This is a genomic window from Streptomyces sp. NPDC002513 (genome assembly GCF_053595355.1).
This window is the reverse complement of sequence record NZ_JBSFXK010000008.1, coordinates 48,659-70,606: the sequence shown is the minus strand read 5'-3', so window position 1 is coordinate 70,606 and position 21,948 is coordinate 48,659. Positions and strand designations below refer to the sequence as shown.

Sequence of the window (21,948 nt, the reverse complement as noted above, 5' to 3'; positions counted from 1 at the left end):
GACATGTCCGCCTCGGAGCTGTACGGCGAGCTACGCCCCCGGGCATTCGCCATCGCCTACCAGATGCTCGGCAGCGTCAGCGAAGCCGAGGACGTGGTACAGGAGGCCTTCCTGCGGATGCACCAGACCCAGCAGCGGGACGAGCCGATCGCCTCGCCGCGCGCGTACATCGCCACCCTGGCCACCCGGCTGGCCATCGACCACCTTCGCTCGGCGCGGGTACGGCGAGAGAGCTATGTCGGTGAGTGGCTGCCGGAACCGCTGGTCACCGGTCCGACGCCGGCCGATCACGCCGAGACGGCGGACTCGCTGTCGCTGGCGTTCCTGGTGCTGCTGGAGAGCTTGTCGCCGCGCCAACGGGCCGCGTTCCTGTTGCGCGAGGTGTTCGACTATCCGTACACGGAGGTCGCCGAGATCCTCGGCACCGACGTGGACAGTACGCGGCACCTGGTCGCGCGGGCCCGCAATCACCTCCGAACGCGCCGACCGCGCTACCATCCCTCGCGACGGCAGCGAGAAGAACTGGCCCAGCGCTTCTTCGCCGCCGCGGGGCAGGGCGACCTGCGGGCGCTGGAGGCGCTGCTGGCCCGGGACGTGGCGCTGCACGGCGACGGCGGCGGCAAGGTGCCGGCACTGGGCCGGCCGGTCAACGGCCGAGAACGCGTGGCCCACACCGTGCTGCGGGGGTTCGCCGTATACGCACGTCACGGCGTACGCATCCACCTCACCGAGGTCAACGGCCAGCCCGGCGCCATGGCGTACGACGAGCACAACCGGCTGGTCGGCGTCATGGGACTCGGCATCGCCGACGACCAGATCCACAGCATCCACTCGATCAGCAACCCCGAAAAGCTGCACCACCTCGACCACACCAGTGACCTCGGTATCCGGATGCGCGCGGGCCGCCGTTGAGGCGGCGACGGTTGAACGGCCGATCACACCGGCGCCACACCACGACCACTGAGACGGACCTCCCGCACCGTGTGACGCTCCGACGAGTCGAGATGCCGGAGCAGCAACGATAAATCTCTCGCGCCGTTGATGATCACCTGGTGAGATCTGGTACATGGCTGCATCGGCTTCCGGGGAAAAATCGGCCACCGCGACGTACGACCGTATCGGCATCGGATACCGGAATGTGCGCCGGCCCGACCCGCGCCTGGCCGCGCTGATCCACAAGGCCCTGGCCGGGGCGCGCACGGTCGTCAACGTGGGGGCCGGTACGGGCTCGTACGAGCCGGCCGACGCGGAGGTCACCGCGGTGGACCCCTCTCAGGTCATGCTGGATCAGCATCCCGGCCGGCGGAAGTTCCTGGCCGCCGCTGAGGAACTGCCTTTCGAGGACGGTGCGTTCGATGCCGCGATGGCGGTGATGACGGTGCACCACTGGCCCGACCTCCGTCACGGCCTGGCCGAACTGCGCCGCGTCTCCCGTCGGCAGGTCGTCTTCACCTGGGATCCCCATCACCTGCCCGAGCTGTGGATGATCGAGGAGTACCTCCCCGAGATCCGGCAGCTCGAACACGCCCGCTTCACCTCCCTGTCCCACGTGGTGGAAACGCTGGGCGCGCACACCGTACTGCCCTTCGCCATCCCCCACGACTTCACCGACGGCTTCCAGATCGCGTACTGGCGCCGCCCGGAGTTCTACCTCGACCCCGTCGTCCGCCGAGCCAGTTCCACGTTCGCCCAGCTTTCGCCGTCCGTGGTCGAACCTGCGATCGCCGGACTGCGCTCCGACCTCGCCTCGGGAGCCTGGCGGCACCGCCACGCGGACCTGTTGAGCCGGGAGTCCATGGACTACGGCTACCGCCTGCTCATCGCGGGACACAGCGGGCCCGGCGTAGCCTGACACGACCGACGCCCCACCCACGGATGTCACATCCGGGGAAGGGGGCGTCGGTTCGGACACGGCGCGGGCACACCGTCGGAGACGTCGCCGCCGCGGAACGGAGCGGCGCCCGCGGGCGTCAGCTACGCAGGAGCCGCAGGTCGATCGCGTCGGCCATGGCCTTCATGCCCTCGTCGTTGGGGTGGATGTGGTCGCCCGAGTCATAGGCGGGGTTGAGGGCGGCCGGGTTCGAGGGGTCACGCATGGTCTTGTCGAAGTCGATGACGCCGTCGAAGGCGCCGCTGGTGCGGATCCACTGGTTGACGTCTTGCCGGATCGTCTCGGCGGCAGGCGTGTAGTAGCCATTGCCCTGGTCGGGCATCAGGGTCGCGCCGATGACATTGACGTGGGCGGCATGCGCCTCGTCGATCAGAGTGCGGTAGCCGCTGATGAGATCCTGGGCGGTCAGCGGCCGGCCGTCGGGGCCGGCGTTGTTGCCGATGTCGTTGATTCCTTCGAAGAGGATCACGTCCTTGACGCCCGGCTGGCCGAGGGCGTCGTGCCGGAAGCGCTTGAGGGCGCTGACGCCCTGCCACAGGTTGGGGACGTCCGTGAGGACCCGGTTGCCGCCGATGCCGGCGTCGACGACGCTCAGCCTTTGCGGGCTCGGTCCGGCGCCCAGTCGGCGGCCGAGGAAGTCTGGCCACCGGGTGTAGGTGCCGGTCGAGGAGTGGTAGCCGTCCGTGATGGAGTCGCCGAAGGCGACGACGGTGCCCCTCGCGGTGGGCGATACGACGTCCAGCCCTGCCAGGTAGTACCAGGAGGTCGTGGTGGTGCCGAACGCGGCGGTGCCGTCGTCACCGGTGTGGTTGCCGGAGGCGATGTAGGTGGTGTCGAACGCGTCGGAGTGCCAGGTCGACATTCCCGTCGTGCCGGGCACGTAGAGGCTGACGAGCAGGTTCTCCCCGGCGGTGACCGAGATCGGGATGACGTCGCTGACGGCCTCCGCTCCGGCGGGGATCGTGACGTGGCGTGAGCCGCCGAAGGTGACGTTACGAGTGGTACCGCGCGTCGCCTCCCCACCGCTCGCCTGGACGGCCACGTCCACGGTGGGGACATCGAGCGGGGTGGTGCTGTACCGGTTGGACAGGGTGATGCGTGCGCCCGAGCCGGAGACGCTGCTGTGCACCACCATCCGGATGGTCTGGTTGTCGAAGGACGGGCCGCCGGTCGTCATGCTGGGCGACCAGGCACTGACTCGTGTGCCCTTGGCCTGCGGCGAAGACACGGCGGCGCTCGCCGTGTTCGCGGTGCTCAACGGAACGACCGTCAGCGCCATGCCGGTCACTACGCCGAGCACGGACAACAAGGTCCTGCGACGCGGTCGGTGACCCGCCGTCGTGTTTTCCCTTTCCGGGGACATCGTCGATCTCTCCACTCTTCTCGCTCTCCGCTCTTCTCGTCGTCCAGGGCAGCCGCTCGGTCCGCCGAGCGGCTGCCGAACCGCCTCAGCCGAGGTTGCCCAGCGTCACGGACTCACCGGGCTTGAGGCTGATGTTCCGCGAGGTGCCGCCCGCGACGACGGTCGTGGCACGGCCGCCGACGCTCTTCAGCGTCACCTGCGTGACCTTGCCGTTTTTCCACTTGAGGTCGGCGACGAAGCCACCGCGGACGCCGACGCCGGATATCGAGCCGGATGCCGCCCACGCGGCGGGCAGAGCGGGCAGCAGTTCGACGTGACCCGGCCGCGAGTACACCAGCATCTCGACCATCGCGGAGGGGGTGCCGAAGTTCGCGTCGATCTGGAAGATGCCGCGGCCCTGCCCCATGTCCATGATGTCGAAGAGGTTCGACGCGCTGCCGTTGCCGCCGCCCACCGACGGCTTCAGGTTGTTGACGACGAGCTGGTAGGCCTTGCCCGCGTTCTTCAGCCGGGCCCAGCACAGGCTGCGCCAGGCGTTGGACCAGCCGTAGCTGTTCATGCCACGGGCGGTCAGGAGGGCCGTCGCGCCGGCGAGGATGTCCTTCGGTGTGGAGTCGTCCGGGCGGATCCGGTCGCCGGGGAAGAGTCCGAAGAGCGGGGAGAGGTGACGGTGCGTGGTCTCGCCGAGGTTGTCGGGCGACATCCACTCCTCCAGCCAGCCGGTCTTGGGACTGACCACGGGCAGGTACAGGCGCTGACGCAGCCCGTCGATCGTCGCGCTGTAGGAGCTGTCCTTGCCGAGCACCTGGGTTGCGGTGCGGTAGTTGCCGAACAGGTTCCACACCAGTTCCTGGGCGTAGGTGATGCCCTTGGCGTCCAGCGGACCCTGCTCGGGGGACCAGTCGCTGTCCGCGATGAGGACCTCGCGCGAGGCTCCGGAGGCGTCGGTGACGGTCGTGGTGATGAGGCGGGCCTCCCAGAATTCCACGGCACCCTTGAGGACCGGATAGATCTTTTCGAGGTAGGAGCGGTCCTGGGTGTACTCGTAGTGCTCGAACAGGTTGTGGCAGAGCCAGGCGTTTCCGGCCGGGTGCCACCACCAGCCGCCACCGCCGTAGGGATTGGTGGAGATGGCCACGGTCCAGCCGGCGATCTTGCCACTGGAGTTGCGGTATCGGTTGGTCGGGCTGTTGAACAGCCGCTGGGTGACGTCCGTCCATGAGGGCAGCTGCGCGAGGCAGTAGTCCGCGAAGGCGTCGAAGCAGCCGGGCAGACCCGCCCGGTCGGCCATCCAGTAGTTCATCTGGACGTTGATGTCGGTGTGGTAGTCGCCCATCCAGTCCGGATCGTTGCCGTCCAGCCACGGGCCCTGGAGGCCCATCGGCAGGCTGCCCCGCGACCCGGAGATCATCAGATACCGGCCGAACTGCAGGTAGGCCGACTCGAGTTCCGGGTCCGGAACGTTGTCCCGGTAGCGCGCCTGCAGTCGTTGCCAGGTGTCCAGCCTGCGCTGAGCGGTGGACGACGTACCGAGGTTGATGTCCAGTTGCTCGAACACCGGGCGGAAGTCGGCGACATGGGTGTACAGCAGCGTGCTCGCGGAGTGGCCGGCGGCGCCCAGGACCTTGGTCCGGGCCAGGAGCTCCGGATCCAGGGACGGGTCGCGGAACATGGCGGCCGCGTCGGGCGCGTAGTTGGTGCCGCCGCTGACGACGACCGTGAGGTCCTTGCAGCCGCTGAAGGAGATCGAGGACCCGTTGACGGCGACCTTGCCGGTGCTGCTGCGCGCCGTGACGGCGGCGCCGTACTTCAGCCCGTTGGCGAGGGAGGAGCCGAACGAGGCAGAGGACCCGGTGCGGTCGGCGGTGGTGGACTCGCCGTGCGTGCCGGTGAGGGAGACGCTACCGGTGTAGGTGCCGCCGCCCTTCTGGGAGAAGTACAGGACGATGACGTCGTCGGGGCGGCTGGCGAAGATCTGCCGCTGGTAGGTGACGCCGGACAGGTCGTACGAGGTGCTGAGGAGGCCCTGGGCCAGGTCGAGGGTGCGACGGTAGTTGCCGACGGAGCCCAGGTCGTGCGCGGGGATGTCGACGGTGAGCTCGGCCAGCAGGGTCAGGGAGCCGAAGTCGTCCCGGCCGTAGGGGAACTGGCCGTCGTCCTGCAGCGTGTCGTTGAGGCCACCGGTCCACAGGGTGGCGTCGGTGATCGTCAGCAGTTCGCTGGAGGGGTCGTTGCTCGCGAGCGCTCCGAGGCGCCCGTTTCCGACCGGCAGACCCTGCTGGATCATCGAGCCGGGGGAGCCGGGAGCCTGCCACCACAGCTGGTTCTTCGCGGCGGCGGCCGCGGACAGCAGGGGCGAGGAGGTGGGGCGCGCGGGCGCCGCCGAGGCGGTGAACGCGGGCAGACCGCCGAGGGCGGCGGCCGTGCCGGCCGCGGCGGCGAGGGCGAGAAAGCCTCTGCGGCTCGGGCGGTTGTCGGGCGATTCGGTGTGCTGGGTGTCCACGTTGTGCACTCCATGTCCGGGGAACGGCGCATGCGGGAACGGCGGATGCGGGTACGACGGATGCGGCCGTCGGGCGGTGTGTGAGACGAATGCGGCGGGCGTGGGCACGCCCGGACGCTCCGGGACCGTGTGGGGGAGGGGGCGGGAACGTTCCCGGGTGCGGGGCCCGGGGTCGTGTCACTCCCGGGCCCCGCGGCGGGGTCAGACGGACTTGGGTACGTCGATCCTGTCGATGTCAGGTGAGTAGTCCCAGCCACTGTCGAACGTGATGCTGTTGGAGCCCGCCTTCAGCGCCAACTGGACGCTGATGGTCTCGACCGTTCCCCAGTCGCCCGTGGAGGGGAACTTCAGGCTGGTGCCGTTGCCGCTGTTGGAGTAGACGGTCACGGAGCGGCTGTCGCCGCTGACGTAGGCGACGTTGACGGTGTAGATGCCGTCCTTCTTCACCGTGATGTCGTTGAACTGCAACTTGCTGTCGAGGTAGAGGTTGCCGATCTTCTTTCCGCCGGAACAGGCGCCGCATGTGGCGATGGAGGCGTTGCCGGTCAGGGTGTTGTTCGCGGACTCGGCCTCGTACCTGGTGGTCGCCAGCCCGGCGCCGCCGGGCTTGACGGTGAACAGCCGCGAGCCGTGTGCGGGCAGTGTCGCGGAGATCTTGTTCCGGTACGTGCCGAGGTTCTGGTGGTTCCACAGGTCGCGTACGGAGGCCGCGCCGGTGAAACCGAAGGACGCCCAGTCGGCGGTGACGGAGGCCGGCGCGTTGCCGAGGTTGAACAGGGCGACGGTGTAGCTGCCGTCGGGGTTCTTGGTTCCCCAGACCTGCTGGTCGCCCATCGGGGTGACGGGACGCGCGACGGGCGACGTGTTCTGGTCGACCGCGATGACTTCCTGGTTGCTCAGCAGGGAGAGGCCGTAGCTGTCCAGCTTCGTGATGTCGTCACCGGTGTACAGGGGCGACTTGTTGATGGCCCACAGGGTCATGTAGCTCTGCCGCTCGGCCTGGGTGAGACCGTCCATCGCCCCGTTGCCGACATCGATCGCGTCGAGGTCGTTCCAGCCGCCGGGACCTGCCTTGCGGCTCCAGGCCGGGGCGTCGTTCCACCGGTCGTTGACCGAGTTCTCCCAGGTGACCAGGGTGTCGCAGTAGCACTCGACGTCGGTGTCGATGCGCCAGCCGTTGGAGTACTTCTTCCAGTCGGCGGCGTGACCGACGTCGAGCGACCAGGAGAGCTCGAGGTGGATCGCTCGCCCGGTGTCGGCTATGGCCTTCTGCCAGGCGGCGACGTCCGCGACGTTGTCGTAGTTGTCACCCGACTTGAACGAGCCGGGGCCCACGCCGTCCAGCTTGAGGAAGTCGTATCCCCAGTCGGCGAACATCTGCGCCTGCGAGTCGATGTACTTCTGCGCGCAGGGGTTGCCGAAGTTCAGCTTGTAAGCGCTGTCCCAGCCGTTGGTGGTGCGCAGGTCCGGGTAGACGACGTCCGCGGTGGTGCAGCCGGGGGCGTTCCAGATCGGCACCTTGCCGTCGCCGTACGCCCCCTTCTCCAGGCCGACGGGCAGGTAGATGCCGGCCTTGAGACCCTTGGAGTGGATGTGGTCGGCGACCGACTTCATGCCGTGGGGGAACCGGGCCGGGTCGGGCGTCTGCCGGCCGTACTGGTCGAACTCCGACGTCCACTTGGAGTCCATCCACCAGCCGGCGTCGATGTTGACGTAGGTGTAGCCGTACTGCTTCAGCGTGGTGGCGAGGGCGTCCGCCTGCTTCAGGACGTTCGCCTCGGTGAGGTAGCTGTAGTCGCCCGTCGGGTTCAGGCCCGGGTAATGGGAGGACTGCATGCTCCAGCTGGACCAGCCCATGAACGGCTTGGCCGCCGTGCCGGAGGCGGCGTCCGCCGTGGTCGTGGCCGCGGTGACGGCTGTGGTCGTGGACGTCGAGCCGACGGCCATGGCCTCGGTGGCGGCGGCCGGGACCGCTGTGGCGAGTCCGGCCGTGACGGCCAGGACCATCAGCGCTCTCGTGGTACGGCGCGGGAAGCCGGGGAGGGCTCCGCGCAGGGCTCTGTAAGGGGATGACCGCATGGGTCGCCTCCTGGGATGGGGTGAGCACAATCGTGCGGTGGTACCCGCTGGGGGACGGGCGTTGATCCGGGCAGAAGACGGGTGTGGTACCGGACGGGGCGCCGGGGCGAAGCGGCCGGGTGGCCGACCGCCGGGGCGTCGGGCCGGTGCGGCTCAGCCCCTGCCCGAGCTGGTGGTGAGCCCGCTGATGAACCGTCGCCGTAGCGCGAGGTACACCAGGGGCGTGCGGGTGAAGTGCACAGGGAGCGCGGGGATCGCGGTCATGGATGCACGTGGCATGGTTACTCCTCGTACGTGTCTGATCCCATGAAGGACTGGATGGCGGTGGCCGCGGCCCCGCGCGCCCACTCCTCGAACGGCAGGGGACGTGTCATCACGTCGCACTGCGCAGCGGTACCGAAGGCGGACGCGGCGAACGCGTCACGGATGCCCTCGGCGACAAGGTCGTAGGCGGCAAGGCCCTCCCCGGAGATGATCACCAGCTCGGGACCGAGGATGTTCGCCAGGAAGCCGATGGCCTTGCCGATGGCTTCGCCGGCCCGCGCATAGACCCCTCTGACACCGGGGTCCCCGCTGCGGGCCAGCTCCAGCGCCTCGGCCACGTCGGTCACCTGCCTGCCCGTGGCCGTGCGCACCGCGTGGAGTATCGCGGGGTCCGCCGCGATCGCCTCCACACACCCCCGGTTGCCGCAATAGCAGAGCGGCCCGAGCGGGTCGAGGGACAGATGTCCGATCTCGCCGGCCACGCCGTGTGCGCCCGCCACCACCCGCCCGTGCACCACCAGGCCGCAGCCGATGCCGGCGCCCACGGTCACCAGGGCGAAGTCCGAGCGACCGACTCCGGCCCCGAACCAGTGCTCGGCGACCGTGAGTGCCCGCACGTCGTTGTCGACCGTGACCGGCAGCCCGGTCGCGGCCCCCGCGATCTCGGCGAGCGGTACGTCCCGCCACTCCAGGAAGGGCGAGTAGCGGACCACACCGTCCTCGCGGTCCACGTCCCCCGAGATCGCGATGCCCAGCCCCCGCACCCGCACACCGAATCCGTCGGCCTCCGTGAGCAACTCCTGTGCGAGCGCGGTGATGGCGGGGAGCACCGTCTCCGGCTCGCGGCCCGTGAGCCGTACGTGCCGGGAGACCCGGATACGGCAGCACAGGTCGGTCAGCACGGCGATGATCTCGTCGCCCGTCACCTTGATCCCGATGAACAGCGCCCTCCCTCCGTCCACCCACACCAGATTGGCCGGTCGTCCCACCGTGGGCCGCGCCCCTTCGTCCACGCCCTCGACCAGATAGCCGAGTTCCATCAGCGGACGGACCGCCTTGGTGACGGCGGCCGGAGAGAGCCTGGTGCGCCGCGCCACCTCGGTCCGGGTGAGCGGACCGTGGGAGAGCAGGGTGGTGAACACCAGGGAAGCGGCCGGCGTCATCGTCGGAGCCGCCTCGTGGGAGGGGGCCGGGCACATGGCCGGAAACTTAGGGAGGTTCTTTTTCGCTGTCAATAAATAAATCACACTCCTTTTCAAGAGCAGGAGTTGACCATGATGAACCTGCGAAAGACAGACAGCGAGAAGGCGTTGACAGCTGATCAGAGGCAGGGTTGGCTGCGCACTGCTTCTGTGTGGCGCTCTCTCAACGTGAGGAACCATGTCTGCCATCTCCTTCGACCCCACCTCAGGTGTCTGGCTGCTCTCCACCGCGCGCACGTCGTACGCGCTGTGGATCGACCCCACGGGAGCGCCCTGTCACCTCGCCTGGGGGCCTCGGCTGCCCCTTGCCGCGGCCGGTCAGCTCGTGCCTCTCCCGGCCGGGGAGGTCAGCAGCTTCGAGGGCCGCTCCCCGGCCGGCGAGGAGCTGCCGGTCGACGGCGGGGCCCGGTACGGGGCGCCGTCCCTGCGGGTGCGGTTCGCCGACGGCACCCGGGCCTTCGAGTGGGCGCACCTGGGCCACCGGACCAGCGAGCCGGCGCCCGGAACGAGGGAACTCGCCCTTGAGTTCCAAGACCGCCACTACCCGCTGGCGGTCACGCTCCACTACCGCGTGCACGACGACACGGACGTGATCGAGCGCTGGACCGTGCTGCGCAACACCGGGCGGCAGCCGATGACGGTGCTGCGCGCGGACTCGGCCGCCTGGACCCTTCCGCTGCGCGACGACTACCGGATCAGCCATGTCACGGGCCAGTGGTCGGCGGAGAGCCTGCTGCACAGGGAGCCGGTGCCGCACGGCGAGACCGTGCTCACCAGTCGGCGCGGCATCACCAGCCACCACGCGAACCCGTGGCTGATGCTGGACGAGGGCGGGGCCACCGAGGACCGGGGCGAGGTGTGGAGCGCGGCCCTGGCCTGGAGCGGAAGCTGGCACCTCATCGTGCAGCGCACGTCCGACGGGCGTACGTCCTTCACGGGCGGAGCGGGGCAGGACGGAGCGGAACTGCCACTCGGACCCGGGGAGGAGTACGCGACCCCGCGCTTCGCGGCCCTGTACACCGACGGCGGCTTCGGGGCGGCGAGCCGCGGCTGGCACGGATACGTCCAAGGCCATGTGCTCCCGTACCCGGACGAGACGCGCCCGGTGTTGTTCAACTCCTGGGAGGCCACCGGCTTCGACGTCGACGAGGCAGGTCAGCGGGAGCTTGCGGCCCGGGCCGCGCAGCTCGGGGTGGAACTCTACGTCGTCGACGACGGCTGGTTCCGGGGCCGCCGCGACGACACCGCCGGACTCGGCGACTGGACCCCGGCCGCCGAGCGGTTCCCGCAGGGGCTGCGTCCGCTCGTCGAGGAGGTCCACCGGCTCGGCATGCGATTCGGCCTGTGGGTGGAGCCCGAGATGGTCAACCCGGACAGCGACCTGTACCGGGCGCACCCCGACTGGGTGTTGCACTACCCGCACCGCACCCGCACCGAACTGCGCAACCAACTGGTGCTCAACTTCGCGCGTGACGACATCGCCGAGTGGGCGTACGGATGGCTGACCCGGTTGGTCGCGGACAACGGGATCGACTTCCTCAAGTGGGACATGAATCGTGCCTTCAGCGAGGCCGGCTGGCCGGCCCGCGAGGACGGGCAGGACCTGCTGTGGACGCGGTACGTGCACAACCTCTACGGCGTCATCGACCGGCTGCGCGCGGACCATCCCGGGCTGCGCATCGAGACGTGCAGCGGTGGCGGCGGCCGCGTCGACCTGGGCATCCTCTCCCGTACCGACCAGGCGTGGCCGTCCGACAACACCGACGCGGCGGACCGGGTCTCCATCCAGCACGGCTTCAGCCAGATCTACCCGGCCCAGGTGATGGCGGCCTGGGTCACGGACGTGCCCAACCAGCTCACCGGCCGCTCGGTGCCGCTTCGTTACCGCTTCCACGTCGCGATGGCGGGGGTCCTGGCCGTGGGCGGTGACCTCGCGCGCTGGACACCGGAGGAACTCGCCCAGGGCGCGGAGCTGGTGGCGGAGTACAAGAAGGTCCGTCACATCGTGCAGCACGGCGCCCAGCACCGGCTGCGCGGTCCCGTCGACGACGGGCCGACCGCCGTCCAGTACACCACCGCCGACCGCCGGGAGGTCCTCGTGCTGGTGTGGCAGCGGGCACCCCGGCACGGCACACCGCGTCGCGCCCTCAGGCTCGCCGGCCTGGACCCCGCCGCGCGCTACCGGGACGCCGCCACCGGCGCCGTGCACCACGCGTCCGTACTCACCGGATACGGGATCACGCCCGAGCTGCCGGCCGGTGACTGGTCCAGCACGTCCCTGCACCTGATCAGGGTCGACGACGTGGCGGCGGACGGCACCGGCCCCCTCTGAGACGCCGATTTCCTATACGATTTCGACCCCCATCCGCGCGGGCGGCGACCGGTCCCCGGGTCTGTGTGACCGGATTCCGGTGCTTCTCCGCATGTCTGGCTGTCCGTTGACTGGCGCTGTGAGCTGCCATGTCAGAGCGATCGTCATCGATCGTTGCGGTTCAGGGGGTTGACGGGGGGCGGTGCCTGGCTGAACATCGCCCTACCGATTTCCTATTTGATTCTGGAAAGTGGTGGAGATGCGTCCCCCGACCCGTTCCGTTCTGTCAGGAGCTGTCGCAGCCGCTGTACTCATGGCGGGCTCGGCGGCCTGCACCATCAAGTCCTCCGGTCCGTCTTCCAGCACCGGGGCCCCGGCCCCCGCGTCCGGCAAGTCCGGCACGGGCACCGCCGAGCTGGCCGACGGGTCGGGCACCAAGGTGGCCCTCGTGCCCGGCGGCGCCCACCCGTACTTCCAGCCGTGGAAGACGGCCGGAGCCGCGGCGAAGAAGACGTACGGCCTCGGGGACGTGACCTTCGACGAGACCTCCGAGTGGGACCAGCAGAAGCAGGACAACCTGCTCTCCACCCTGGCGGCCCGCGGTTACAACGCGTTCGGGATCTTCGGGGTCTCGCCCACCGACATCAACACCACCTTCGCGGACCTCAAGTCACAGGGCTTCGCCGTGGCGTCGCTCGCCTCCTGCCCGGCCGGAGGCGTCAACAAGGCCGACTTCTGCCTGTCCACGGACGTGGAGGTCGCCGCCTACAAGGCGGCCAAGGCCGCGATCGACGCCATGGGCGGCAAGGGCACGCTGGTCCACCTCACCGGCAACAACGTGGACGCCAACACGCAGTTGCGCATCAAGGGCGTGACCAGGGCGGTGCAGGAGACCGGCGGCAAGGTGAAGCTGCTGCAGACCATCACCGACGTCGACAAGGACCTGCAGACCGCGCAGAAGGCGGTCTCCGACCTGCTCGCGGCGAAGGGCAACCAGATCCAGGGCATCGTCACCACCGCCTACAACCCCGCCGTCGCCGCCGCCGACGCGGTCAAGAGCTCCGGATCCAAGGCCAAGGTCGTCGCCATCGACGACGACGCCAAGATCCTCAGCGGGATCAAGGACGGCTCCGTCGCCGCCACCGTGGTGCAGAACCCCGTGGGACAGGCCGAGGTGGGGACCTGGGCGCTGGCGCTGCTGCAGACGAAGCAGTGCACCATGCGCCACCCGGGCCAGATCATCGACTCCGGCTCGTTCGTGGTCACCAAGGCGAACGTGGGCACCTACGACTCGGCCAGGAAGGCGAAGACCGAGCAGCTCAAGAAGCAGTTCGCAGACACGTTCCTCGCCTGCACGTGACCGCCGACGGCACTACGGAAAGCGGACCTCGAACGATGACCATCATCACGACCGCCACGGCACTGCTCGCCGACATCGCGGTGGAGAAGGACCGCACGGACGCCGTGCAGGCCTTCGTCAAGCAGGAGACGATCCTCGTCGAGATCACCACCGGGGACGGCCTGAGGGGAACCGGCTACGCCTACACGATCGGCACCGGCGGGTCGTCCGTCCTGGCCCTGCTCCGGGAGCACCTGCTGCCTCTCCTCGTCGGAGCGGACGCCCGCAACGTCGAAGCCCTGTGGCAGCGGCTGTTCGCCACGACGCGGGCCACCACCACCGGAGCCATCACCTCCCTCGCCCTCGCCGCCGTGGACACCGCGCTGTGGGACCTGCGGTGCAAGCGCGCCGGCGAACCGCTGTGGCGGCTGGCCGGCGGCCACCGCCAGGAGGTCCCGCTCTACGACACCGAGGGCGGCTGGCTCCACCTGAGCACCGAGGAGCTGATCCGATCCGCGCTTCAGGCCCAGAAGGCGGGGTGGGCGGGCGTCAAGATCAAGGTGGGCAAGCCGCACGTGGCCGAGGACGCCGAACGGCTGCGCGCCGTCCGCGAGGCCGTCGGTCCGTCGATGCACATCATGACCGACGCCAACCAGTCGCAGACCATCTCCTCGGCGCTCCGCCTCGCGGCCGCCCTCGAACCCTACGACCCGTACTGGCTCGAAGAGCCCCTTCCGGCCGACGACGTCAGCGGACACGCCCGCCTGGCGGCCGCGACCCGGATTCCCGTCGCCGTCGGCGAGTCCCTCTACTCCGCCATGCAGTTCCGCGCGTACCTGGAGTCGGGCGCCGCCTCCGTCATCCAGGTCGACGCCGCGCGCGTCGGCGGCATCACACCGTGGCTGAAGGTCGCGCACACGGCGGAGAGCCACAACGTCATGGTCTGCCCGCACTTCCTGATGGAACTGCATGTCAGCCTGGCCGCCGCGGTGCCCAACGGCATGTTCGTCGAGTACATCCCGCAGCTGAGAGCCGTGACCCGCACCGAACTGACGGTCCGCGACGGACAGGCCGTGGCACCGGACGTGCCGGGCATCGGGATCGACTGGGACATGGACGCCATCGACAACAGGAGGGTGGCATGAAGGCACCCACCGCGACACCGGAGAACGACAGCCGGGCCGAGGGGGCGGATGCCGCGCCGCAGCCCGCGCAGCGGCTGCCGTTCTGGGTGAACCAGCGGCTCGGTCTCCTGGTGCTCACCGTCGCTCTCGCCGCACTGTTCGGCGTTCTGCGGCCGGCGTTCCTCGACGAACGGCTCGTACTGTTCCCCCTGTTGCGGGACATCTCGACGCTGACCGTGGTGGCGCTCGCCCAGATGGTGGTCCTCTCCGTGGGACACATGAACCTCGCCGTCGGCCGGATGGCGGCCTTCGGCGCCCTCTTCGCGGGCCTCGGCTACGACCGGCTCGGTCTGCCGCTTCAACTCGGCCTGCTGCTGTGCCTGTTCGCCGGTGCCGTCATCGGCGCCCTGACCGGCTGGATCATCGCCCGTACCGGCGTGAGCTCCTTCGTGGTCACCCTGGCCATGGACTTCGCCCTGCTGGGACTGGTCTCCCTGCTCTACTCGGCGTTGACCGAGAACGCGGCCTTCACCACGCAGCCGAACGGGCTCCTGGACCTGCGCTCCACCTCGCTCGCCGACATCTGTGTCGGTCCCGTCTGCGGATCCCCGGCCGTCCCGCAGCTGGCCCAGTTCACGGTGCTGGCGCTGGTCGGCCTCGGTTTCCTGTACAGCCGCACCCGCATGGGCCGGGAGCTGCTGCTGACCGGCGCCAACCCGGCGGCGGCGGAGCTGTCGGGCATCCCCACGGGCCGCCGCGTGATCCTCGCGCACACCCTGTCCGGACTGCTCGCCGCGCTCGCCGGCTTCATGGCCGCCGTCAGCACCGGCACGTTCCGCGCCTCCATCGGCGAGGACTTCATGCTGCCCTCCTTCCTCGGCGCCGTCCTCGGCGGCACCCTCCTCACCGGCGGCGTCGTCTCCGTACTCGGCGTCCTGCTGGGCACGTCGCTGGTCGGCGTGATCCGCAAGGGCCTGGATCTGCTCGGCGTCGGCCTGGAGAGCCTGAACATCTACCTCGGCTGCGTCCTCCTGCTGGCCCTGTCGGCCGACCGGGTACGCGCCGTCGTGTCCTATCGCAAGGTGGTGCGCTCCACGTGATCACCAGCAACGACCGCGGAGCCCGTACCGGCGCGGCCCTGCGCCGCTTCTCCCGCTCCACGACGATGACACTGCTGTGCGTGACGCTGGCCGGCTACGTCGCCCTGGGGGCGGCCTCGTCGGGCGAGTTCTTCCAGGGGCCGTCGGTCCGGACCTTCCTGCAGTACCTGGCCACACCCATTCTCATCGGCCTGGCCCAGATGACCGCTCTGTGCGTCGGACAGCTCAACCTCGCGGTCGGTGCCCTGGGCGGCTTCACGGCCTGTCTGATGGGTGTCCTGATGGCCGACGACGGTGTCCCGGCACCGATCGCCGTCGCGGCCGGCGTCCTCGCGGCGACGCTGGTCGGTCTGGTGACCGGTGTGTTCATCGTGGCGACGCGGATCAACGGCTTCATCGTCACGCTCGGAACGATGACCATCCTGCTGGGAGCCCAGTACCGGCTGGCCGGCACGCGCACCATCGACGGCTACTCACCGACCCTCAGACGCCTCGGCCGGGCTGCTCTCCTGAACCTCCCGCTGGTGTTTCTCACGGCGCTCGCCGCGGCGGCCCTGCTGGCCGCGTTCCTGTACCGTGCGACCGCCGGTCGCCGGCTCCTCGCGGCCGGCGGCAACCCGCTGGCGGCGAGACTGTCGGGTATCTCCACCGACCGGCAGATCGTGCTCGCCCACACGCTGTCCGGCCTCCTGGTCGGCGTCGCCGCCGTGACCGCGACCGCGTCGCTGCCCGGCGTCAACCGCAGCGTCGGCGGAGACTGGCTGCTGCCGAGCTTCGCCGCTCCGATCATCGGAGGTGTCGCCCTGAACGGCGGATCCGTCGCGGTGTTCGGCACGGTGCTGGCGGCATTCGTCATGCGGCTCATCGACGCCGCGCGCGCCCAGTTCTCGCTCGACCCGAGCTGGGTGAACTTCCTCATCGGCCTGGTCGTGCTCGGCACGGTGGTCGGCGGCCGCATCCACCAGTCACATGTGGAGAAGAAGGGCAAGGGGCGCAACGGACGGCAGAGCATCCCGCCGGCACCGGTCGACCCGGGACCGACGGCCGACGCCGCCCTGCCGAACACGGGAGGTGCCCGATGAGCGACATCCTTCCGAACGTGAAAGGTGCGCGATGAGCGACGTTCTTCTCGAAGGCCGGGAGATCGTCAAGGTCTTCCCCGGAGTACGGGCCCTGGACGGCGTCGGCCTGCGCCTGACGGCCGGATCCGTGCACGCGCTGCTGGGCGAGAACGGTGCGGGGAAGTCCACCCTCATCAAGGTCCTGACCGGCGTCCACCCTCCCGACGGCGGCCGGCTCACCTGGCGCGGTGAGGAGGTCCATCTGCGCTCGCCGCTGGAGGCCACCCGGACCGGCATCGGCGTCGTCCACCAGGAACGCAACCTCATACCCGACTTCTCGGTGGCGGAGAACATCACGCTGCAGAGCCCGCCCTCGCGCCGCGGACTCGTCGAACGGGAGGCCATGAACGCGCCCGCCCTGCGCTGCCTGGCGGAGCTGGGCCTGGATCTCGATCCGCTCCAGCCGGTCCGCGAACTGTCCGTGGCCCAGCAGCAGTTGGTGGAGATCGCGAAGGCGCTCCACACCGAGAGCGAGGTGCTGCTGCTCGACGAGCCGACCGCCTCGTTGTCCCCGCAGGAGGCCGAGCGCCTCTTCGACGTGGTCCGGCGGCTGACGGCCCGTGACACGTGCGTCGTCTTCGTGAGCCACAAGCTGGAAGAGGTCTTCGCGATCTGCGACACCGTCACCGTGCTGCGCGACGGCAGGTCCGTACTGGAGTCCTCACCGCTCGCCGACCACACGCACGACGACATCGTGAACCTGATGGTGGGCCGTGCACACACGGCGACCGAGATGCGGCCGCGCACCCCGGACCTCACGGCCACCCCGGTGCTCTCACTCGATCGGATCTCCACCGCCAACGGCCACCGGGACATCTCCCTGGAGGTGCGGCCCGGTGAGATCGTCGGCCTCTACGGGCTCGTCGGCGCCGGGCGCAGTGAACTGGTCAAGGCCGTTCTGGGCCTCGACCGGGTCACCGGCGGCGAGATCAGGGTGCACGGCAAGCCGGCCCGGATCGCTTCGCCCCGCCAGGCGCTGCACGAGTTCGGCATCGGCTATCTGACCGAGAACCGCAAGGAAGAGGGCATCTTCCTCGAACAGCCCATCGACCGTAACATCACGGTCACCGTGTGGAAGAAGCTGGCCAAGGCCCTCGGGTTCATCTCCGCCGCCGAGGAACGCAACGTTGCGCAGGACCTGGTCGAACGCCTCGGCATCCGTGTCTCGGGCCTCGACCGGAATGCTGGTGAACTGTCCGGGGGCAACCAGCAGAAAGTGAGCCTGGCGAAGTGGCTCGCGGCCGACACTCGGCTGCTGATCGTCGACGAGCCGACCGTGGGTGTCGACGTACGTACCAAACATGGCTTCCACGAACTCCTCTGGGAGCTCGCCCGCGGAGGTCTGCCGATCCTGCTGATCAGCAGCGACCTCACCGAGATGATCACGCTGGCGGACCGTGTCCTCGTCATGGCCGACCACCGTATCCGCGGCGAGGTCGACAACGACCGTGACTACGACCGGATGAGCGGCCGGATCATCCGCATCATCCACGACCGTGCGCTCTCGGCAGTGACGTCGCAGGAGAACGCGGAGCACGCGGAATGAGGCGCGTGGCGCAGGTGATCCGGGTCCGCCCGGAGCAGTTGGAGACGTACTGTGACCTGCACCGCGACGTGCCCCAGCCGGTGCTGGACACACTGCGGGACTGCCACATCCGGAACTACTCGATCCACCTGCTCGGCGACCTGCTGTTCGGCTACTTCGAGTACCACGGTGACGATCTGACCGCGGACATGGCCCGCATGGCCGCCGACGAGGCGACGCAGGCCTGGTGGCGGCTCACCGCACCCTGCCAGCAGCCGGTGCAGGAGGCGGCACCGGGGGAGTGGTGGGTCTCGATGGAGCAGGTGTTCCTCATGCCGTGACGTCCTCCTCATCAATCGAGGACGGATCGGAGAAGGAGAAGGAGAAGAGAACCGCATGAGCGACACGCCGCTCGTCGATGCCCACCACCATGTGTGGGACCTGGCCGTGCGGGACCAGGAATGGATCAACGGCCCCGAACTCGCGCCGCTGCGCAGGACCTTCTCGCTGACGGATCTGCGTCCGCTGGCCGAGCGGGCCGGAGTCGGCGCGACCGTGATGGTCCAGACCGTGACGGTCCCGGAGGAGACCCCCGAGATGCTGGCGCAGGCGGCCTCCGATCCGCTGGCCGCCGGTGTGGTCGGATGGACCGACCTGACAGCTCCCGATGTGGCGGACACGCTCGCCCGGCTGCGTGAACTGCCCGGCGGCGGACGGCTGGTGGGCATCCGGCACCAGGTGCAGTCGGAACCCGACCCGCAGTGGCTGGTACGGGAGGACGTCCTGCGGGGACTGTCCGCGGTGGCCGACGCAGGCCTGGCCTACGACCTCGTCGTCCTCCCGCACCAACTGCCCGCGGCCACCGCCGCGGCCCGCCGTCTGCCGGGCCTCAGGTTCGTCCTGGATCACGTCGGCAAACCCGCCATCGCGTCGGGCGCGCTCGAACCGTGGGCTTCCGAACTACGGGCCCTGGCGGCCGAAGCCAACACCTTCTGCAAGCTGTCCGGCCTGGTCACGGAGGCCGACTGGCACGGATGGACAGTCGACGACCTGCGTCCTTTCGCCGAGACGGTTCTCGCCGCCTTCGGACCGGACCGGGTCATGTACGGCTCCGACTGGCCCGTGTGCACGGTGGCCGCCGACTACGCGGAGGTGCTCGATGCGGCCCGTGCTCTGACGGCCGGGCTCAGCGTGGACGAACGGGCCGGTGTTTTCGGCGGCACGGCCGTGAACGCCTACCGGCTGCGCCTGCCCTGACGCCGCCGACGCCTGCGGTGGGCTTCACCACGGTCGAGGCCCGATCACCGATGCCGAACACGGGACGAGCCCAGGCCGGGACTGCGGGCACCCGGGGCGGCCGTGCGGCCGAGACGCCGGGCAAGGGAAAGGCCCTCACGTCGGTAAACTTCCTTCGTCCCGAGACCCCCGGAGCAGCAGGAGCAGGAGAACGGATGCCACCGCATGACAGCTCCGCTGCCCGGGCCCCGGAGTCCGAAGGAAGAAGCCAGTCCGCCGGTCCTGGCCGCCAGGTCCTTTCGGACAGTGTCTACGAGCAGATCAAAGCCATGGTCATGGACCATGAGATCGCCCCTGGCGCACGCGTGGGGATCGAGGCGCTGTCACGTGCTCTGGGTGTCTCGCCCACACCCGTCCGTGAGTCACTGGCCCGGCTCGAGTCCGACGGACTCGTGGTGAAAAGGTCGCTCTCCGGGTATCGGGCGACCGAGTTGCTGACCCGCGAGGGCCTTGAGGAGCTCTTCGAGATGCGACTCCTCCTCGAACCGCGCGCAGCGGCGCTCGCCGCCATCAATGCCGCCGAGGAGCAGTTCGACTCGATCGAGCGGCTCGTGGAGGAGATGCAGACTCATCCGGGGCCGACGGGGCGGTACGCGGACTACCGCGACTTCGCCGCTCTCGACCAGCGCTTTCACGACGCGATCGCGGTGGCCTCGCAACGTCCGCTGCTCGCCGACGCGGTGGAGCGGCTCCACTCCCATCTGCATGTCTTTCGACTCAGAAGTTTCAGGATCGCCGACGACCCGACGCTGGCGGAGCACGAACGCGTCGTGCGCGCGATACTGCGCCGCAAGCCCGACCGCGCCGCCGAAGCCATGGCGGAGCACCTCGGACGCAGCCTCCAGCGGCAGCTCAGCCAGGGCCTGAAGTCCTGACCGGCGTCGCGGAGGTCCCGCACCCGCGCCCGTACGACGATGCGCCGAACCCGGACAGCGGTGACGCGGCGATCACGGCGGCCGCAGGCCCCGGTCAGCTCAGGAACTCCGCGAGCGGGAACGAACGGCTGCTCCGTGGTGGAATCAGAAAGTTCTGGCGGTGAGTGGTGTGGACGACCGAATTCAAGCCGGCTTCGGGGGAGCGCGGGGAGAAGTCGATTCTTTTGCCATCGGGGTAGTGTCCGTCCATCGCCAGGCGAATACGGTTGAACGTCTCGGCCGTCGGCACGAAGATCAGGAAGTGCAACCCGGCGGCTTTCTGGGCACTGTAATGGTCACCGATCGGGTCGGATGTGTAGAAAAACGGGTTGTCCAGCGTCGCGAAATCACCGCGATTGGACACAGGTGTGCCGACCGGGTAGGACACGCCATAATTGCTGGTTGTCGCTTTCTGTAGGCGGTTCACCGGCTGCATGCTCCCATTGTGACCATAGCTACCGGATTTCTTGACTCGCTGGAAGACGTCTTCTTCGCTTTCGACGGGAGGATCCAGGGTCACCGTTCCTCCAGGGACCGAGAGTCCGGGCTGGTACATGGCGCGGAGTCGGTCGGCGTAGACCGGAAAGTCCTGCGAACCCGCCCGTCCTTCCCCGTACCAGGTGGCCAGATCCGAGTACAGGTGCGAGAGAGGCATGATGGTCCCGTACCTGAAGTAGCCGTTGGGCCATTGGTCGGTCCATCCGGGAAGCGTCTCCAGATTCGACACGGGAGTGGAGCTTTCCGCGGACTTGAGCGTGGTGGTGAAGCCGAGAAAGACGGGAGCGTGCGCGGGAATGGACTTCGCTCCGGGCAGGCCCGCGTCAAGGGCCAGCTTACTGGCTAGCGATTGCTGCCCCGTGTGAGCGCCGCCCGTGAAGCCTCTTCGGATGCTGGTCACCTTGAAGAGATCGCCGGCCTGGTCGCTTCCCGTCCCGAAGAGAGCGTTCGTGCCTTCCATGATGTTGTCGAGAGAGTCACTGCGCAGGAGCACGGCCACGTGGTTCTGCTCCAGCCGGACCTGCCCGAAGCCGGCAGGTGGCTGGTCGCTGGGATACGTTCTGGCTTCCTGGAGCGCATAGACCGTGCGGCCCCGCTGTGTGGACGTCATCAGGTCAACCGGCAAATAGTCCGGGTACCGCGTTCCCGCCTTGAAGAAGCCGGACCCTTTTTCGAGGCTGGGGATGTAGTGCTGGAAATAGGGAAGCCCCCAGGCGACGACGACCCCCAGGCCGCTGGGAGGGGGAGGGAAACGTTTCTCCAGGCCCTGGATGACGGATTCCAGATGGTGCTGTGCCTCCCGCAGGGAATTCGCGTCCGACGGAACCCTCAACGTCGCGGTGATGACGTGATTGTGCAACGGCGGAACGAGAACGGGGATCGTGCCGCTGCTGCTCGCGATGCCTGTGCCGTCGTCCATGATGAGTCGTGGTGTGGGGATGGCGTACTGTTCCGGCGGCAGTGGTTTGTCGGCCTCCGCGGCGGCTCGCTCGGGTGGGGTGACCAGCTTGTCGATGACCTCGTAGATCCCTGCGGAGGCGAGCGCCACTCCAAGAGTTGCGCCCGCGACAAAGCCTCGTCTGCTCGGATGCGAGGATTCCTCCGGGTCGGACAAGCCTTTCTTTTCCTCGTCTTTCACGGGCTCCATCCTCCCGGGGGGCGGCGCAGTAATGGTCACCTGATTCACCCATGAAGGCGGAGCGGCTGCCAGTCGTCGTGGGCCATTCGACTCGGGCCTACGCCGGTGAGGGGCAGCGCCGGCCACCACGGAGCGAGCAGCCCTGCGGGTCGGCGCCGGGGTGGTGCCGACGCCGCTCCCAGGCTTTGCCGCAACCGTCGGCCGGCCGCGTGTGCCCCGGAGGATGAGCGGGACGGCAGGGGGCCCCTGGCCGGCGCTCATGCCGGCCAGGGGCCCCTTG

Annotated in this window: 17 protein-coding genes; 11 read left to right on the top strand and 6 right to left on the bottom strand. The window is 69.1% G+C overall.

Going from position 1 to position 21,948, the window contains the following annotated elements:
- Positions 1–3 precede the first annotated feature (3 nt).
- Both ACWD5Q_RS08220 and ACWD5Q_RS08215 read left to right on the top strand, forming a co-directional pair.
- Entirely contained in the window at positions 4–912 is a 909-nt protein-coding gene (locus tag ACWD5Q_RS08220; protein WP_451426211.1) for an RNA polymerase sigma-70 factor, read from the top strand.
- 154 nt (positions 913–1,066) lie between these two features.
- Complete coding sequence (locus ACWD5Q_RS08215) at positions 1,067–1,852, top strand: class I SAM-dependent methyltransferase (RefSeq protein WP_451426210.1); 786 nt, start codon at positions 1,067–1,069, stop codon at positions 1,850–1,852.
- Between the two features lie 118 nt (positions 1,853–1,970).
- Here ACWD5Q_RS08215 and ACWD5Q_RS08210 read toward each other — a convergent pair whose 3' ends face one another.
- From ACWD5Q_RS08210 to ACWD5Q_RS08190, 5 genes are all read right to left on the bottom strand, one after another.
- On the bottom strand, positions 1,971–3,191 hold the full coding sequence (locus ACWD5Q_RS08210) for an SGNH/GDSL hydrolase family protein (RefSeq protein WP_451426209.1): 1,221 nt from the start codon (positions 3,189–3,191) through the stop codon (positions 1,971–1,973).
- 148 nt (positions 3,192–3,339) lie between these two features.
- Complete coding sequence (locus ACWD5Q_RS08205) at positions 3,340–5,757, bottom strand: glycosyl hydrolase family 95 catalytic domain-containing protein (protein WP_451426208.1); 2,418 nt, start codon at positions 5,755–5,757, stop codon at positions 3,340–3,342.
- A gap of 201 nt (positions 5,758–5,958) precedes the next feature.
- Positions 5,959–7,836, bottom strand: a complete 1,878-nt coding sequence (locus tag ACWD5Q_RS08200) for an alpha-galactosidase D (RefSeq protein ID WP_451426207.1) — start codon at positions 7,834–7,836, stop codon at positions 5,959–5,961.
- Between the two features lie 153 nt (positions 7,837–7,989).
- Entirely contained in the window at positions 7,990–8,115 is a 126-nt protein-coding gene (locus ACWD5Q_RS08195) for a hypothetical protein (RefSeq protein WP_451426206.1), read from the bottom strand.
- 2 nt (positions 8,116–8,117) lie between these two features.
- Entirely contained in the window at positions 8,118–9,263 is a 1,146-nt protein-coding gene (locus tag ACWD5Q_RS08190; protein ID WP_451426205.1) for an ROK family protein, read from the bottom strand.
- A 217-nt stretch (positions 9,264–9,480) separates the two neighbouring features.
- On the opposite strand from ACWD5Q_RS08190, the gene ACWD5Q_RS08185 reads away from it, so the two are divergent.
- The 9 genes from ACWD5Q_RS08185 (at position 9,481) to ACWD5Q_RS08145 (ending at position 19,993) form a co-directional block, all read left to right on the top strand.
- Positions 9,481–11,634, top strand: coding sequence for an alpha-galactosidase (locus tag ACWD5Q_RS08185; protein ID WP_451426204.1), 2,154 nt, complete (start codon positions 9,481–9,483; stop codon positions 11,632–11,634).
- Positions 11,635–11,872: 238 nt separating this feature from the next.
- On the top strand, positions 11,873–12,973 hold the full coding sequence (locus ACWD5Q_RS08180; RefSeq protein ID WP_451426203.1) for a sugar ABC transporter substrate-binding protein: 1,101 nt from the start codon (positions 11,873–11,875) through the stop codon (positions 12,971–12,973).
- 35 nt (positions 12,974–13,008) lie between these two features.
- Positions 13,009–14,097 carry a mandelate racemase/muconate lactonizing enzyme family protein gene (locus tag ACWD5Q_RS08175; RefSeq protein WP_451426202.1) on the top strand — a complete coding sequence of 363 codons (1,089 nt, stop codon included), beginning with the start codon at positions 13,009–13,011 and terminating at the stop codon, positions 14,095–14,097.
- The gene (locus ACWD5Q_RS08170; RefSeq protein WP_451426201.1) at positions 14,094–15,176 is read left to right on the top strand and encodes an ABC transporter permease; all 1,083 of its coding nucleotides are present in this window, start codon (positions 14,094–14,096) and stop codon (positions 15,174–15,176) included. The genes ACWD5Q_RS08175 and ACWD5Q_RS08170 overlap by 4 nt, the downstream gene beginning before the upstream one ends.
- Positions 15,173–16,258 (top strand): ABC transporter permease, encoded by a 1,086-nt coding sequence (locus tag ACWD5Q_RS08165; protein ID WP_451426200.1) that lies wholly within the window; start codon positions 15,173–15,175, stop codon positions 16,256–16,258. Before ACWD5Q_RS08170 ends, ACWD5Q_RS08165 begins: the two co-directional genes overlap by 4 nt.
- A 31-nt stretch (positions 16,259–16,289) precedes the next feature.
- Entirely contained in the window at positions 16,290–17,843 is a 1,554-nt protein-coding gene (locus ACWD5Q_RS08160; RefSeq protein WP_451426199.1) for a sugar ABC transporter ATP-binding protein, read from the top strand.
- Positions 17,840–18,163 (top strand): L-rhamnose mutarotase, encoded by a 324-nt coding sequence (locus tag ACWD5Q_RS08155; RefSeq protein ID WP_451426198.1) that lies wholly within the window; start codon positions 17,840–17,842, stop codon positions 18,161–18,163. The genes ACWD5Q_RS08160 and ACWD5Q_RS08155 overlap by 4 nt, the downstream gene beginning before the upstream one ends.
- Before the next feature lie 55 nt (positions 18,164–18,218).
- A complete protein-coding gene (locus ACWD5Q_RS08150) occupies positions 18,219–19,079 on the top strand; it encodes an amidohydrolase family protein (protein ID WP_451426197.1) in 861 nt (286 codons plus the stop codon).
- A 194-nt stretch (positions 19,080–19,273) separates the two neighbouring features.
- Positions 19,274–19,993, top strand: a complete 720-nt coding sequence (locus tag ACWD5Q_RS08145; protein ID WP_451426196.1) for a GntR family transcriptional regulator — start codon at positions 19,274–19,276, stop codon at positions 19,991–19,993.
- Between the two features lie 94 nt (positions 19,994–20,087).
- Here ACWD5Q_RS08145 and ACWD5Q_RS08140 read toward each other — a convergent pair whose 3' ends face one another.
- Positions 20,088–21,668 (bottom strand): DUF7405 family protein, encoded by a 1,581-nt coding sequence (locus tag ACWD5Q_RS08140; protein ID WP_451426195.1) that lies wholly within the window; start codon positions 21,666–21,668, stop codon positions 20,088–20,090.
- Positions 21,669–21,948: the final 280 nt, after the last annotated feature.